The following is a 17,348-nucleotide window of genomic DNA, read 5'->3' as shown; positions in this document are numbered from 1 at the left end:
GTGGCCGGCCACGGCGCCGACTACATGAAGATCGTCCCATCCCATCTGGCCAGCCTGCTCGAGGCCGCGCCGCTCGACGACCTGCTCCCCACGCGAACGCTGGTCCTGGGCGGTGAGGCCACCCCGATTGGTCTGGCCAAGTCGCTCGTCGCGGCGGCCGGCGACCGGATTGTCGCGAATCACTACGGTCCGACGGAGACGACGATCGGGGTGGCGACGGTTCGGCTCAGCGACGCCGTGCTCGACGATGTGGTGGTCCCGATCGGCGCGCCGCTACCGAATGTTCGGCTCTACGTGCTGGACCGGTCCCTGCGAGAGGTGCCCGTCGGGGTGCACGGCGAGCTGTATGTCGGTGGGGCGGCCCTGGCTCGGGGCTATCGGGGGCGGCCGGAGTTGACCGCCGAACGGTTCGTGGCTGATCCGTTCACGCCGGGTGGACGGTTGTATCGGACCGGTGACGTGGTGAAGCGCCGCCCGGACGGGCTCATCTCGTTCCTTGGCCGGGCGGATGATCAGGTCAAAGTCCGTGGGTATCGGATCGAGCCGGCCGAGATCCAGGCTGCTCTGTTGACCAATCCGGCCATCAGCGGCGCCGTGATCGTCGCCGACCACGAGCGGCTGATTGCCTACCTGGTGGCCGAGGACGGGATCCCGTCGGTCACCCAGTTGCGGAGCTTCTTGGGGGAGCGGCTACCGGAGTACATGATCCCGGCCGCGTTCGTCGAACTCACCGCGATCCCGCTCACGGGGAACGGCAAGGTCAATCGTTCGGCGTTGCCGGCCCCGGATCAGTCGCGGCCCGAGCTCGAGGCCGCATACCAGGCGCCGCAAACCCCCACCCAGGAGATGCTCGCCGAGATCTGGGCGGACGTGCTCGGGGTCGATCGGGTCGGCGTGCACGACAACTTCTTCGAGCTCGGCGGGCACTCGCTGCTCGCCATCCAGGTCGTCGCGCGGCTGCGGGCGGTGGGGCGGGAGATCAGCGTCGGCGACCTGTTCGATCATCCGACCGTGGACGGGCTGGCGCCGCTCATCGGGGCGCGGGCGGAGGCGTGGCGGACGCGGTCGGCGGTGGAGATTCGGCGCGGTACCGGGGGAGCGACGATCTTCTTCGTGCACTCCGGCACCGGGAACGTGACCGACTACAGCGCGCTGGCGGCGCACCTCGGCGACGAACACCGGGTGCTCGGGCTGCAGGCGCGCGGGCTGGTGGACGAGGAGGCGCCGCTGACCACCGTCGAGGAGATGGCCCGGGCGTACCTCGAGGAGGTCCGGCACATCCAGCCTGAGGGGCCGTACCTGTTCGCCGGGTGGTCCATGGGCGGGTATGTCGCCCTGGAGATGGCGCGGCAGGCCGGCGGGGCCGACGTCTTCATGGTCGGGCCGCCGCTGCATCGCATCGGGCGCCGGCGGCGGGCGCGACACCTGCGGAAGCGGGCGCTGCGGCTCGTGCGCGAACTGACGGCGGCGATCGAGGAGGGCACCGGGCTGCGGCCGTCGGTCGAGGAGCAGCTGCTGGCGGCCTGGACGCTCGACGAGGACGGCGCCGCGGCCGTGCGGGCCGGTGACCCGGCGACGCTGCGGGCCGGGCGGGTCGGCGTGCTGAACACACTGGCCAGCGCGCAGTACCGGACGCTGCTCGACCGGCGGAAGGTCCGCCACGACGGGCGGGTCGTGCTGTTCCTGCCGCAGGAGGACAGCCCGCGGATCCGGCAGGCCACGCTGGAGCAGTGGCTGGCAATCGTGCCGGACACCGCCGAGCTGGTCCCCGCGCCCGGCACGCACTTCAGCCTCATCCGGGGCGAGGAAGGCGCGCGGTTCGCCGGGGAATGGCTGCGCGACGAGCTCGCGCGCCGCGCTGGAGCCGGGATCGGGCCGCGCTGACGGCCCCCTGGCTTTCCATATACGCCGTTTGCGCTGCATGCCAGGGTACTGAGGCGGACCGCTCGAGACATCTCCGGAGCGGTCCGCTGTGTCGTGTGCCAGCTCGTTCCACCCCAGATTGGAGTGGCCATGCGGACCACTTTGCGCCTGACGGGCACCCTTGACGCGGCCGCGCTGAGCGTGGCGCTGGAGGCCCTCGGCGGTCCACACCTGGCGTTCGAGCTGGCCGCCGACCCCGAACGCGGCGGCCACCACCTGAGCCTCACCGCGCCCGACCCGATCGGCCGGGCCGTCCTGGCCGCGCTGCCCGCCGGGTACGCCGCGGCGCGCGCGGGCCGGCCCGTGGAGACGGTCGACGCGGACGCCGGGCCGCCGCACGCCCTCGAGCTCGCCACCGACCGGCCCCGCTCGGCCGCGGCCGACACGAGCGTCGCCGAGGCCCGCTTCCCGGCGCTGTCGGGCGACGTCCTCGCGGCGTTCGTGGCGCTGCTCGGCCGCTACACCGGTCGCTCCGAGATCGCCATCGGCGTGGCGAACGAGCGCCAGGGCGAGCTGATACCGCTCACCGCCGACCTGACCGGCGATCCCAGCCTCGGCGAGCTGGCCGAGCGCATCCGGGCCCGTCTGGCCGAGGCCGCCGACCGGCCCACCGCCGATCGGCGGCCCTCGTCATTCCAGGTCGTCTTCGACACGCCCCAGGCGTGGCGGCGGCGCCACAGCGCCGGCCGGTGGGGCGACGAGCTGACGGTCGAGGTGGTCGCAGCCGAGGACGCCGACCCGCCTGACGTCGTGCTGGGCCAGGGCGAGGGGTCGACGCTGCTGCGGTACCGAAGCGGGCTTTTTGAAACGGCAACCCTCGAACGGCTGCACGGCCACCTGAGCACGCTGCTCGGCGCGGACCCCGGCACCCGGCTCTCGGCGCTGCCGATGCTCGACGCCGCCGAGCTGCGGCTGGTGCTGCAGGAGTGGAACGACACCGGCGCACCGGCCGGACCCGTCGACGGCATCCACGAGCTCGTCGAGGGCCAGGCGCGGCGCACCCCGGCGGCGACCGCGGTCAGCTGCGGCGCCGACGCGCTGACCTACGGGCAGCTCGACACCGCGGCCAACCGGCTGGCCCGCCAGCTGCGCGACGTGGGGGTCGGGCCGGAGGTCGTGGTCGGCTTCGCGGTGGAGCGGGGCGTCGACATGCTCGTCGCGCTGCTGGCCATCTGGAAGGCCGGCGGTGCCTACCTGCCGCTCGACCCGGGCTACCCGGCCGACCGGCTGGCCTACATGGTCGAGGACAGCGGAGCCTCCGTCCTCATCGGCTCCGGCGCGCGGGCCGGCGTGTTCGCGGGCATGGTGGACACCGTCGTGGTGCTCGACGACCCGGCGACCCGGGCCGCGATCGACGCCCGCCCGGACACGCCGCTGGACCTCCCGACGCGGCCGGACCAGCTGGCGTACGTCATCTACACCTCGGGCTCGACCGGGCTGCCCAAAGGCGTCCAGGTCGGCCACCGCGGCGTGGTGAACCGGCTGGTGCGCATGCAGGAGGTGTGGCGGCTCGACCCGGCCGAGCGGGTGCTGCACAAGACGCCGCTGAGCTTCGACGCGTCGGTGTGGGAGCTGTTCTGGCCGCTGTCGCTCGGCGCGCACCTCGTGGTGGCCGAGGAGGGCCGGCACCGCGACCTCGACTACCTGGTGGCGCTGCTGGGGCGGGAGCGCATCGCCGTCGTGCACTTCGTGCCGTCGCTGTTCCGGCTGCTCACCCGGCACCCGGACCTGGGCGCGCTCCCGGCGCTGCGGCTGGTGTTCACCAGCGGCGAGGCGCTGTCGGCCGAGGACGCGGCCCGCTTCCACGCCGGCAACGCCACGGCGACGCTGGGCAACCTCTACGGCCCGACCGAGGCGTCGATCGAGGCGTCCTCGGCCGTCGTCGAGCGCGGCGACCCGCGGACCCCGCCGATCGGGCGGCCGATCGGCGGCGTGCGGACCCTCGTGCTCGACGCCGCCCTGCGCCCCGTCCCGCTCGGCGTGCCCGGCGAACTGTTCATCGGCGGCGTCGGGGTCGGCCGCGGGTACGCCGGCCGGCCCGCCCTCACCGCCGAGCGCTTCGTCGCCGACCCGTATGCCCGAGACGGATCCCGGCTGTACCGCACCGGCGATCTCGTCCGCTGGCACCCCGACGGCCAGCTGGACTACCTGGGCCGGGCCGACCAGCAGGTGAAGATCCGCGGCGTGCGGATCGAGCCGGGGGAGGTCGAGGCAGCGCTGCTGGCCCACCCGCGCATCACCGACGCGGTGGTGCTGGCCCGTGGCGAGGCCGACGACCGGCGCCTGGTCGCGTACCTGGTCGCCGGGGATGCGCTCAGCCCGAGCGAGGTGCGGGCCTTCCTGCGGACCAGGCTCCCCGACTACCTCATCCCGTCCTCGTACGTCCAGCTGCCCGTCATCCCCGTCAACCCCAACGGCAAGGTCGACCGGGCCGCGCTGCCCGACCCGCGGACCGACCGGCCCGACCTCGCCGCCGCGTTCGAGGAACCGTCCACCCCGGTGCAGGCCGCGCTCGCGCAGCTGTGGGCGGCCCTGCTCGGGCTGGAGCGGGTCGGCGTCGGCGACGACTTCTTCGACCTCGGCGGGCACTCGCTGCTCGCCACCCAGCTGATGTCGCGGGTGCGCAACGAGTTCGGCGTCGAGCTCGACCTGAGCGTGCTCTTCGACGGCCCGACGATCCGCCGGCTCGCCGAGCGGATCGAGGGGGCCACGCCCGGCGAGGTGGCCCCGCCGATCGTGCCGGTGCCCCGCGACGGCGCGCTGCCGTTGTCGTTCGCGCAGCAGCGCATGTGGTTCCTGCACCAGCTGGAGCCGGAGTCGGCGGAGTACAACGAGCCGCTGGCGCTGCGCATCCGCGGCCCGCTCGACCTCGACGCGCTGCGCCGCGCCTTGGACGCCCTCGTCGAGCGGCACGAGGTGCTGCGCACCCGGCTGCTCGCCGACGCCGACGGCCGCCCGTACCAGGTGATCGACGAGCCCACCGGCGCCGGGCTGACCGTGACCGACCTCAGCGGGCGCGCCGACCCCGAGGCGGCCGCCCAGGCGTGGGTCGCCGCCGACGCCGTCGAGCCCTTCGACCTGGCCACCGGGCCGCTGCTGCGGGCCCGGCTGCTGCGCCTCGGCGCCGAGGACGCCGTGCTGAGCCTCTGCTCGCACCACGTCGTGTCCGACGAATGGTCCGTCGGGCTGCTGCACCACGAGCTCGGCGCACTGTACCGCGGCCCGCTGCCCCCGCTGGCCGTGCAGTACGCCGACTTCGCCGTCTGGCAGCGGCAGTGGCTCTCCGGTGCCGTTTTGGCCCGGCAGCTCGACTACTGGCGGGGCCGCCTCGAGGGCGCGCCGGCGCTGCGGATCCCAACCGACCGGCCCCGGCCCGCGGTGCGCTCCTCGGCCGGGGCGAGGGTCGAGTTCACGGTCCCGGACGGCGTCACGGCCGGCCTGCGCGCCGTAGCCCGCAACGCCGGCGCGACCACCTTCATGACGCTCTTCGGGGTGTACACCGTCCTGCTCGCCCAGTACTCCGGCCAGGACGACCTCGTGGTCGGCACCCCCATCGCCAACCGCAACCGGGCCGAGATCGAGGACCTCATCGGGTTCTTCGTCAACACCCTCGTGCTGCGCGCCGACTTGTCCGGCGACCCGACCTTCGCCGAGCTGCTGCGCCGGGTCAAGCGGGTTGCCCTCGGCGCCTACGCCCACCAGGACCTGCCCTTCGAGCAGCTCGTCGACGCGCTCGTGGCCGAGCGGGACCGGTCCCGGACCCCGATCTTCCAGGTGCTGTTCAACTACAACCAGGGCGACGCCGGCGGCTCCTCGGCCCAGCCCGAGTCCGCCGTCGGCATCACGCTGGAGAAGCTCCCGTCGCCGCTGACGATCAAGTTCGACTTCCGGCTCATCTTCGACGACGTCGACGGGGTGCTGTCCGGCGCGATCGAGTACAGCTCGGCACTCTTCGACGAGGCGACCGCGCGGCGCTGGGCCGAGCGGCTCCAGGGGCTGCTGGCCGCCGTCGCCGCCGACCCCGGCGCGCGGCTGTCGGCGTTGCCCCGCACCACCGGGGCCGAACGACGGGAGCTGGCCGAATGGGCCGCCGCCACCGTGGCTGTGCCCGCGGCCGGCGGCCTGCACGAGCTGATCGCCGCCCGGGCCGGCGACGACACCGTCGCCGTCGTCACCGACGGGGTCGCGCTGAGCTACGCGGAGCTCGACGCCCGCGCCAACCGGCTGGCGCACCACTTGCGCCGGCTCGGAGTCGGGCCGGAGACCGTCGTCGGGCTGTGCCTGGGTGGCGGGGCGGAGGTCGTCGTCGCGCTGCTGGCGGTGTGGAAGGCCGGCGGCGCCTACCTGCCGCTCGACCCGGGCTACCCGGCCCAGCGGCTGGCCTTCATGCTCGCCGACAGCCGCGCCGTCGTCGTCCTCGGCGTCCGCGACGTGCTCGACGAGCTGCCGGCCGGGCGGCTGCGGACCCTGGCCCTCGACGATCCGGCGGTCGCCGCGGCCGTCGCCGCCGAGCCGGCCACCGCGCCCCAGGTCGCCGTAGCCCCTGATCGGCCCGCCTACGTCATCTACACGTCCGGCTCCACCGGCCGGCCCAAGGGCGTCTGGGTCACGCACCGCGGCGTGCTGAACTACGTCCACGCCGTCGTAGGCCCGGCGCGGCTCGGTGGGGCCGGCCGCCGGTACCTGCTGCTGCAGCCGATCGCCACCGACCTCGGCAACACCACGGTGTTCGTCTCCCTGGCCACCGGCGGCACCCTGCATGCGCCCCGGCCGGAGCTGGCCACCGACGCCCCCGCCGTCGCCGCCTACCTCGCCGAGCACGGCATCGACTACCTCAAGATCGTCCCGTCCCACCTGGCCGCGCTGGCCCGGGAGCACGACGTGGCCGCGCTGCTGCCGGCCCGGACTCTCGTCCTCGGCGGCGAGGCCGCGCCGCCCGCCCTCCTCGCGCGGCTGCTCGACGCGGCCGGGGACCGGGTCGCCGTCGTCAACCACTACGGGCCGACCGAGACCACGATCGGCGTGGCCGCCACCGTCGTCGCCGACGGCCCGACCCTCGGCCATGGCCTGCCCAACGTGCGGCTGTACGTGGCCGGCCCGGCCCTGGAGCTGGTGCCGGTCGGCGCCGAGGGCGAACTGTACGTCGGCGGCCCGGCCCTGGCCCGCGGCTACGGCAACCGGCCCGACCTGACCGCCGAGCGCTTCGTCGCCGACCCGTTCCAAGCCGACGGAGCCCGGTTGTACCGCACCGGCGACCGCGTCCGGCGCCGCAACGACGGCCGGATCGAGTTCCTCGGCCGCGCCGACGAGCAGGTCAAGGTGCGCGGCTTCCGGATCGAGACGGCCGAGGTCGAGCGGTCGCTGGCCGAGCACCCGCAGGTCGCCGCGGCCGCCGTCACCGCCCGCGCCGACGGCGACACCGCCCGGCTCGTGGCCTACGTCGTGCCCGCCGACCCCGATGACGACGGCCCCGCGGTCGCCGAGCTGCGCGCGCACCTCGCCCGGACGCTGCCCGACCACATGATCCCGTCGGCGTTCGTGCGGCTGGCCGCGCTGCCGCTCACCCCCAACGGCAAGACCGACCGCCGCGCCCTGCCCGCGCCGGACGCCGACCGGGCCGGGCTCGCGCAGCAGTACCGCGGTCCCCGTACGCCCGCCGAGGAGCTCCTCGCCGGCATCTGGGCCGACGTGCTGGGCCTTGATGCCGTCGGTACCGGTGACAACTTCTTCGAGCTCGGCGGGCACTCGCTGCTCGCCATCCAGGTGGTGTCCCGGGTCCGCGCCGTCTTCGGCGCCGAGCTGTCCCTCACCACCGTCTTCGACCACCCGACCGTCGCCGCCTTCGCCGGCGTCGTCGAGCGCGCCGCCGCTCGCCCGGGCACGCCACCGCTGCGGCCGGTGCCCCGCGGCGGGCCGCTGCCGCTGTCCTTCGCCCAGCAGCGGCTGTACTTCCTGGCCCGCCTCGCCCCCGGCTCCACCGAGTACAACAACGCCGAGGCCGTCCTGCTGCACGGCGAGCCCGACGCCGCCGCGCTGCGCGGCGCCCTCGACGACCTCGCCGAGCGGCACGAGACCCTGCGCACCCGGCTCGTCGACGGCGGCGACGGGGCCGGGGGCCAGCTCGTCGACCCGCCGTCCGGCTTCGACCTGCGCGTCGCCGACCTCGCCGGGGAGGCCGACCCGGAGGCCGCCGCCCGGGCGCTCCTGGCCGCCGCTGCCGCTGTGCCGTACGACCTCGCCATCGGCCCGCTGATGTCGGCCCGGCTGCTGCGTCTCGGCCCCGGCCGGCACGTGCTCGGGCTGCTGTGGCACCACGTCGTCTCCGACGAGTGGTCCGCGCTCGTGCTGCGCCGCGACCTCGCCGCGCTCTACGACGCGCGCCGGCGCGGGGTCGCCGCGAGCCTGCCGGCGCTGCCGGTGCAGTACGCCGACTTCGCCGTCTGGCAGCGCGAGTGCCTGTCCCCGGAGGTCCTGGCCGAGCAGGTGGCCTACTGGCGCGGCCACCTGGCCGGCGCGGCCCTGCTGAAGCTGCCGACCGACCGGCCCCGGCCCGAGGTCTGGCGGCCCGACGCCGACCGGGTCGAATTCGCGGTGCCCGCCGAGTGCCTGCCCGCGCTGCGCGAGCTGTCCAGCCGCGGCGGCGCGACGATGTTCATGACGCTGCTCGCCGCGTTCACGGTCGTGCTGCGCCGCTACAGCGGCCAGGACGACATCGTCGTGGGCACACCGTTCGCCAGCCGGACCCGCGCCGAGGTCGAGGACATCGTCGGCTTCTTCGTCAACTCCCTGGCCCTGCGCACCGACCTGTCCGGCGACCCGACGTTCGCCGAGCTCGTCGCCCGGGTCCGCCGGACCGCCCTGGACGCGTACGCCCACCAGGACGTGCCGTTCGAGCGGGTCGTCGACGCCGTCCAGCCGGCCGACCGGCGGGCCCGCACGCCGCTGTTCCGCGTCATGTTTTCGGTCGACCGGGTCGGCGCCGACCGCGTCGAGCTGCCCGGCCTGCGTGCCGAGCCGTTCCCGGTCGACGTCCCCGAGGCCCGCTTCGACCTCACCCTCGGGCTCACCGAGGACGGCGAAGGGCTGCTCGTCTACAGCACCGCCCTGTTCGACCGCGCGACCGTCGAGCAGCTCGCCGCGCACCTGAGCGCGGTGCTCACCGCGGTCGCCGCCGACCCCGGCGTGCGGCTGTCCCGGATTCAGCTGACCCAGCGGGAGCAACCGATGGCCCTTCCGGCGCTCGACGAGGCGGTGCACGACCTGTTCGCCGCCCGGGCCCGCCGCCGCCCCAAGGCCACCGCGGTCGTCTGCGGCGACGAGCGGCTGACCTACGGCGAGCTGGAGGCGCGCGCGAACCGGCTCGCGCACCACCTGCTGGCCCTCGGCGTCGGCGCGGAGTCGGTCGTCGGCCTGTGCCTCGAGCGCGGCGCTGACCTCGTCGCCGCGATCCTGGCCGTGTGGAAGGTCGGCGGCGCCTACCTGCCGCTGGACCCGGCCTACCCGGCCGAGCGGCTCGCCTACATGCTGAGCGACGCGCGGGCGTCGCTGGTGCTGGGCACCGCGGCCGCGGTCGAGGACCTGCCCGCCGGCCGGGTCCGCGTCGTCGCGGTCGACGAGCCCGCCACCGTGGCCGCCCTGGCCGCCGCTCCCGCGACCCCGCTGGGCCGGCCGGTCGCCGCCGAGCAGGCCGCCTACCTCATCTACACCTCGGGCTCGACCGGCCGCCCCAAGGGCGTCACTGCCACCCACGGCGGCCTGGTCAACCTGGCCCGGGCCCAGCGGCGGCTCTTCGAGGTCGAGTCCGACGACGTCATGCTGCAGTTCGCCTCGTTCGGCTTCGACGCGTCCGTCTCCGAGACGGCGGTCGCCCTCGCCTGGGGCGCCACCCTCGTGGTGGCCACCGACGCCGAGCGCGCCGATCCCCAGCGGTTGCCGGGGCTGTTCGAGGAGCACGGCGTCACCGTCGCCACCCTCCCCCCGTCGCTGCTCGTCGCGTTCCCGCCCGACGCCTTCCCCACCCTGCGCACCCTCGTCGTCGCCGGCGAGCGCCTCGACCCCGCGCTGGCCGCCGCCTGGGCCGGCCGGGTCCGGATGGTCAACGCCTACGGGCCGACGGAGACGACGGTGTGCGCCACCGGCGGCGTCGTCGAGCCCGGCGCAGAGCCGGGCCAGGCCCCATCGATCGGCACGGCCATCGACAACCTCGTCGTCCGGGTGCTCGACCGCGACCTGCAGCCCGTCCCGCCCGGCGCCGAGGGCGAGCTCTACATCGGCGGCGCCGGTGTCACCCGGGGCTACCGCGGCCGCCCCGACCTCACCGCCGAGCGCTTCATCGCCGACCCGTTCACCCAGAACGGATCCCGGTTGTACCGCTCCGGCGACCGCGTCCGGCCCCGGCCCGACGGTTCGCTGGTCTTCGTCGGCCGCGCCGACGAGCAGGTGAAGGTGCGCGGCCACCGGATCGAGCCCGGCGAGGTCGAGGCCGCGCTGACCGCGCACCGGGCCGTCGCCGCGGCCGTCGTCGCCGCCGACGGGGAGGGCGCCGAGCGCCGGCTGGTCGCCTACGCCGTGCCCGCCGACCCGGCCGAGGGCCTGCCCGACCCGGGAACCCTGCGGGACTTTCTGGCCCGGCGCCTGCCCGAGCCGATGCTGCCCGCCCTGTACGTCGAGCTGGCCGAGATCCCGCTCACCGCCAACGGCAAGGTCAACCGGGCCGCGCTGCCCGCCCCCGACGGCACCCGGCACGGGCTCGCCGGCGGGTTCGTCGCGCCGACCGGCCCGACCCAGACCGCCCTCGCCGCCGTCCTCGCCGACGTGCTCGGGGTCGAGCGGGTCGGCGCCGGCGACGACTTCTTCGACCTCGGCGGGCACTCGCTGCTGGCCATGAAGGTCGTCTCCCGGCTGCGCGGGGCGCTCGGCGTCGAGCTTCCCCTGGCCGCCCTGTTCCGGCGCCGGACGGTCGCCGGCATCGCGGCCGCCATCGAGGAGCTGGCTCCCGGCCGGGCCGCGCCGCCGATCGTCCCGGCCGAGCCCGGCGGCGTGCGGCCGCTGTCGTTCGCCCAGCAGCGGCTGTGGTTCCTGGCACAGCTCGACCCGGGCTCGGCCGAGTACAACGCCTCGACCGAGTACCGCTTCCGCGGCCCCCTCGACCCGGCCGCGCTCGGCGCCGCCCTGCGCGCGCTGGCCGAGCGCCAGGACGTGCTGCGCACCCGGCTCGTCGCCGACGACGACGGCGTGCCGCACCAGGTCGTCGACCCGCCGGCCGAGCCCGAGCTGCCGGTCCACGACGTGCGCGGCGAGCCCGACCCGGCCGCCGCCGCCGGGGCGCTGCTCACCCGGGCCGCCCGCACCCCGTTCGACCTCGCCGCCGGCGCGCCGGTGCGGGCCACGCTCGTGCGGGTCGCCGACGACGAGCACGTCCTCGGCCTGGCCATGCACCACGTCGTCGGCGACGAGTGGTCGCTGACCATCCTGCGCCGCGAGCTCACCGAGCTGTACGGCGCCGCGCGCGACGGCCGCGCCCCCGGCCTCGAGCCGCTGCCGGTCCGCTACGCCGACTTCGCGGCCTGGCAGCGGCGCTGGCTGACCGGCGAGGTCCTCGACGGCCAGCTCGCCCACTGGCGCGACCGGCTGGCCGGGGCGCCCGCCCTCGAGCTGCCGGCCGACCGACCCCGGCCGGCGGTGCGCTCGTCGGCCGGCGCCGCGATCCGGTTCCGCGTCCCGGCCGGCGTCGTCGACGGGCTGCGGGCCGTGTCCCGCACCGCCGGCGGCTCGATGTTCATGACCGTCCTCGCGGCGTTCAACGCGCTGCTGGCCCGGCACTGCGGCCAAAACGACATCGTGGTCGGCACCCCGGTCGCCAACCGCAACCGGGCCGAGATCGAGGGGCTCGTCGGCTTCTTCGTCAACACCCTCGTGGTGCGCACCGACCTGTCCGGCGACCCGACGTTCGCCGAGCTGGTCGACCGGGTCCGGGCCGAGATGCTCGCCGGCTACGCCAACCAGGACCTGCCCTTCGAGCAGCTGGTCGACGAGCTCGGGGTGGACCGCGACCGGTCCCGCACGCCGCTGTTCCAGGTGCTGTTCAACTACGCCACCGGCGAGGACGACGACGAGCCGGAGGCCGGCCCGTCGGGGCCGCGGACGACGCCGGTGAAGTACGACCTCGCCGTGGCCCTCGGCGAGGCCTGCGACGAGCTCGCCGGCGAGGTCCAGTACAGCACCGTGCTCTTCGACGACGACCGGATCGTGCGGCTGGTGGCCCACTTCCAGGCCCTGCTGGCCGCGGCCGCCGCCGACGCCGGCCGGCCGCTGTCCCGGCTGCCGATGCTGACCCCGGCCGAGACGGCGCGGCTGGCGGCGTGGTGCGACGGCGGCCCGGCCGCACCGTGGCCGGGCGGAGAGCCGGGTGGAGGGCCGGCCGGGGTGACCGAGTCGGTGGCCGCCCGCGCGGCCGCGAACCCCGGCGCCGTCGCGCTGCGCTCCGCCGGCGGCACGCTGTCCTACGGCGAGCTGTGGCGGCGCTCCGGCGTGCTGGCCACGCGGCTGCGGCGCGCGGCCGGCGTGGGGGCCGGCTCGGTGGTCGGCGTCTGCGTCGAGCGGGGCGCCGACTTCGTGGTGGCCGCGCTGGCCGTGTGGCGGGCCGGCGGCGCCTACCTGCCGCTCGACCCGGAGCAGCCGGCCGAGCGGCTGTCCTACGTGCTCGCCGACAGCGGCGCCCGGGTGCTGCTCGGCCACCGGCACGCGGCACACGCCCTGGCCGGGGTGGTGCCGGTGACGGTGTGGCTCGACGGCGAGAGCCACGACGGGGAGACGGGCGAGCCGGCCGTGCCCACCGCGGCGGACCGGGCCGCCTACGTGATGTACACCTCGGGATCGACCGGCCGCCCCAAGGGCGTCGTCGTGTCACACGGCAACCTGCTGTCGTTCCTCGCCGCCATGGCGCACCGCCCCGGCCTGCGCGGCGACGACGTCCTGCTCGCGGTGACGACGTTCGGCTTCGACATCGCCGGCCTCGAGCTGTGGCTGCCGCTGCTGGTGGGCGGCCAGGTCGTGGTCGCCGACCGGGTGAGCATGCGGTCGCCGCGCCTGCTGGCCGGCCTGCTGGAGTCGGCGTCGGTGATGCAGGCGACCCCGGCCACGTGGCAGATGCTCGTCGACGACGGCTGGACCGGTTCCCGGGACCTGCGGGTGCTGTGCGGCGGTGAGGCGCTGCCGGCGTCGCTGGCCGAGGCGCTGGCCGAGCGGGCCGGCGCGGTCTGGAACATGTACGGCCCGACCGAGACGACGATCTGGTCGGCGGTCGACGAGGTGACCGCCGGCGGCCGGGTCACGCTGGGTTCCCCGATCGCCGGCACGCGCTGGCACGTGCTCGACCGTTCGCTGAACCAGGTGCCGGTCGGGGTGGTCGGCGAGCTGTTCATCGGCGGCGCCGGTGTCGCCCGCGGCTACCTCGGCCGCCCAGACCTGACCGCGGAGCGGTTCGTCGCGGACCCGTTCGGGCCGGCCGGGTCGCGGTTGTACCGGACCGGGGACCTGGTGCGCTGGACCGCCGACGGGCGGCCCGAGTATCTGGGCCGGGCCGACTTCCAGGTCAAGGTGCGCGGCTTCCGCATCGAGCTGGGTGAGGTTGAGACGGTCCTGCGGGAGGCGGGCGCGTCGGCGGCTGTGGTAGCCGTGGATGCCCAGTCGCGGCTGATCGCCTATGTGGTCGGTGCGGTGGACCCGGAGCGGGTGCGGCAGCGGCTGCCGCAGTACATGGTGCCCGGTGTGTTCGTAGAGCTCGCCGCGCTGCCGTTGAACGCGAACGGCAAGGTCGACCGGGGCGCGCTGCCGGCCGTGGACATGGTGGCCGGCGGGGAGTTCGTGGCGCCGCGGACGCCGGTGGAGGAGGCGATCGCGGCGATCTGGGCCGACGTGCTCGGCGCCGAGCGCGTCGGCGTGGAGGACAACTTCTTCGCGCTCGGCGGGCACTCGCTGCTGGCGACCCGGGTGGTGTCGCGGCTGCGGGCCGTCTTCGGGGTCGAGGTGCCGGTCGCCGCGGTGTTCGACGCGCCGACGGTGGCCGGGCTGGCCGCCGTGGTCGAGGGGGCCGACGCCCGCGCGGCCGCCCCGCCGGTCGCCGCGCTGGACCGGGGCCGGCGCCTGGCGTTGTCGTTCGCGCAGGAGCGGCTGTGGTTCCTGCATCGGCTGCAGCCGGGCTCGTTCGAGTACAACATGCCATTTGTCGTGCCGCTGCCCGAGGCTGCCGACCCGGGCGTGCTCGCCGCGGCGCTCGGCGATCTGGTGGCGCGCCACGAGGTGCTGCGCACCCGCCTGGTCGCCGACGACGACGGCGTGCCGTGGCAGGTCATCGACCCGCCCGCGCCGTTCGAGCTGGGCGTGCTCGACCTGGCCGCGGCGGCGATCGAGGGGTGGCTGGCGGCCGACGCCGTCGTGCCGTTCGACCTGGCGGCGGGGCCGCTGGTCCGGGCCACGCTGCTGCGCGTCGGCGACGGCCGGCATCTGCTGGCTGTGGCCATGCACCACGTCGCCGGCGACGAGTGGTCGGCCGGGATCTTCCGCCGGGAGCTGGCCGCGCTGTACGCCGCCCGCCGCGCCCGGACCGCGCCCAGCCTGCCGGCGCTGCCGGTGCAGTACGCCGACTTCGCCGCCTGGGAGCGCGAGCGGCTGACCGCCGAGCTGCTGGCCGCGCAGGCCGCCTACTGGCGGGACCGGCTCGGCGGCGCCCCCGCGCTGCAGCTGCCGGCCGACCGCCCGCGGCCGGCCGTGCGCAGCTCCGACGGCGCGGTCCTCGAGTTCGTGGTACCCGCCACGGTCGTCGCCGGGCTGCGCGCCGCCGCCAGGCCGGCCGGCGCGTCGATGTCCATGACGACGCTGGCGGCGTTCAACGCGCTGCTCTCGCGGTACAGCGGCCAGGACGACATCGTCGTCGGCACCCCGGTCGCCAACCGGAGCCGGCCGGAGATCGAGGGCCTCATCGGCTTCTTCGTCAACACCCTCGTCCAGCGGACCGACGTCTCCGGCGATCCCACCTTCGCCGAGCTGCTGGCCCGGGTGCGGTCGGGGACCCTGGCCGCGTACGCCTACCAGGACCTGCCCTTCGAGCGGCTCGTCGACGAGCTCGGCCTGGTCCGCGACCCGTCCGGCAACCCCGTGTTCCAGGTCGGCTTCAACTACACCGTCGGCGACGGCGTCGACCGCGAGGTGCCCGAGGACGGCGGGGAGCCGGTCGGCCCCCGGCCGATGCAGGTCCACTTCGACATGTCGATCGCCCTCGTCGAGGCCGGCGACGTGCTGGCCGGCGCGCTGCGCTACAGCACCGCCCTGTTCGACGACGACCGGATGATCCGCATGGTCGGCCACTTCCAGCGGCTGCTCGCGGCCGTCGCCGTCGACCCCGGCCGCAACCTGAGCCGGCTGCCGCTGCTGACCGACGACGAGACCCGCCGGCTCGCCGGCTGGAACGACACGGCGGCCGAGCTGCCCCCGGTCGCCGCGGTCCACGAGCTGATCGCCGCGCACGCGACGGCGGACACGATCGCGGTGCGCTTCAGGGCCACGGCGCTGTCCTACCGGGAGCTCTGGCGCCGGTCCGCCGACCTGGCCGGATACCTCATCGACGCGGGCGTCGGCCCGGACTCGGTCGTCGGGCTCTGCCTCGAGCGCGGCGCCGACTTCGTGGTCGCCGTCCTGGCGGTGTGGCGGGCGGGGGCGGCGTACCTGCCGCTCGACCCCGGCCACCCGGCCGACCGGCTCGCATTCATGGCCGCCGACGGCGGCGCCTCGGTCGTGCTCGGCCACCGCGAGGCCGCGGCCGAGCTGGCCGAGGCCGGCGTCGCGGTGAGCTGGCTGGAAGAGCTGCGCCCGGCCGAGCACTCGGGGCCGCTGCCCGCGGTGCACGGCGACCAGGCCGCGTACGTCATCTACACCTCCGGCTCGACTGGCGTGCCCAAGGGCGTCGTCGTCCCGCACCGCGGCGTGGTCAACCTGGCCGCCCGCATCGCCCCCGTGCTGCCCACCGGGCCCGGCCGGGCCGCGCTGCAGTTCGCCTCCTTCGGCTTCGACGCCGCCGTGCTCGACCTCGCCGCCGTCCTGACCGCCGGCGGCACCCTCGTCATCGCCGACGCCACCCAGCGGGCCGAGCCGGCCGCGCTGTCCGCGCTGGTGCGCGACACCGGCGTGGTGGCCGCGAGCGTCGTGCCGTCGCTGCTGTCGCAGCTAGACCCGGCCGAGATGCCCGCGGTCGAGTCCTGGATCGTCGGCTCGGAGCGGGTCGGCGGCGACCTGGCCCGACGCTGGTCCGCCGGGGCGCGGGTGCATAACGCCTACGGCCCCACCGAGGCCTCGGTGCTGGCCTCGGTCATGCCCTGCCGCCCCGACCGGCCCGGCTCCCCGCCGATCGGCGCGCCGCTGGGCAACGTGCGGATCCACGTGCTCGACCGGCAGCTCAACCGGGTCCCGGTCGGCGTGCCGGGCGAGGCGTACATCGGCGGCGCCGGCCTGGCCCGCGGCTACGTCGGCCGGCCCGACCTCACCGCCGAACGGTTCGTGGCCGACCCGTTCGCCGCCGACGGCGCCCGGCTCTACCGCTCCGGCGACGTGGTCCGCTGGACCGGCGACGGCGTCCTCGAGTTCGTCGGCCGGGCCGACGACCAGGTCAAGGTGCGCGGGTTCCGTATCGAGCCGGGTGAGGTCGAGCATGCGCTGACCGGGCAGCCGGGTGTGTCGGCGGCGGTGGTGGTGGCTGACGGGGACCGGTTGGTGGCGTATCTCGTGTCGGACGGGGAGATGCTGCCGGTGGAGCGGTTGCGGGTGGCGCTGGGTGAGCGGTTGCCGCAGTACATGGTGCCGTCGGTGTTCGTCGAGCTGACCGCGCTGCCGCTCAACCGCAACGGCAAGCTCGACCGGGCCGCCCTCCCGCCCGCCGACGGCCATCGGCTCGGCCCCGGCGACGGATTCACCGCGCCGTCCGGCCCGGTGCAGGAGCTGCTGGCCGGCATCTGGTCCGACCTGCTCGGCGTGGAGCAGGTCGGCGCGCACGACGACTTCTTCACCCTCGGCGGCCACTCGCTGCTGGCCACCCAGGTGGTGTCCCGCATCCGGGTGGTGTTCGGCGTCGAGATCCCGGTCGAGACCATGTTCTTCACCTCGTCCATGGCCGAGGTCGCCGCGGCGATCGAGGCGTCGACGGCCCGGGTGTCCGCCCCGCCGGTCACCCCGGTCGCGCGGGCCGAGCACCCGCCGCTGTCGTTCGCCCAGCAGCGTCTGTGGTTCCTGGCCCAGCTGGAGCCGGGCGCGGTGGAGTACAACATGCAGACGACGATCCGGCTGACCGGCGCCGACGTCGCCGCCGTGGCCGGCGCGCTGGAGCGGCTCATCGCCCGGCACGAGGTGTTGCGGACCCGGCTCGTCGCCGGCCCCGG

Annotated in this window: 2 protein-coding genes (1 of these 2 running past the window's edge); both read left to right on the top strand. The window is 75.7% G+C overall.

What is annotated here, in order from left to right; genetic code table 11:
• A partial coding sequence (locus ACIA8L_RS53730; RefSeq protein WP_395917636.1) for an alpha/beta fold hydrolase occupies window positions 1-1,884 on the top strand: 1,884 nt, incomplete at its 5' end.
• Between the two features lie 129 nt (window positions 1,885-2,013).
• Window positions 2,014-17,348, top strand: partial view of a non-ribosomal peptide synthase/polyketide synthase gene (locus tag ACIA8L_RS53725; protein ID WP_395917635.1) — the 5' portion only. The gene runs 45,112 nt beyond the window's last position; the window shows 15,335 of its 60,447 coding nt (coding positions 1-15,335); it begins with the start codon at window positions 2,014-2,016; its stop codon lies beyond the right edge, outside the window.

It is taken from the genome of Dactylosporangium sp. NPDC051541 (genome assembly GCF_044454505.1).
Taxonomy (GTDB): domain Bacteria; phylum Actinomycetota; class Actinomycetes; order Mycobacteriales; family Micromonosporaceae; genus Dactylosporangium.
This window is presented reverse-complemented; position numbering and strand designations above follow the sequence as displayed.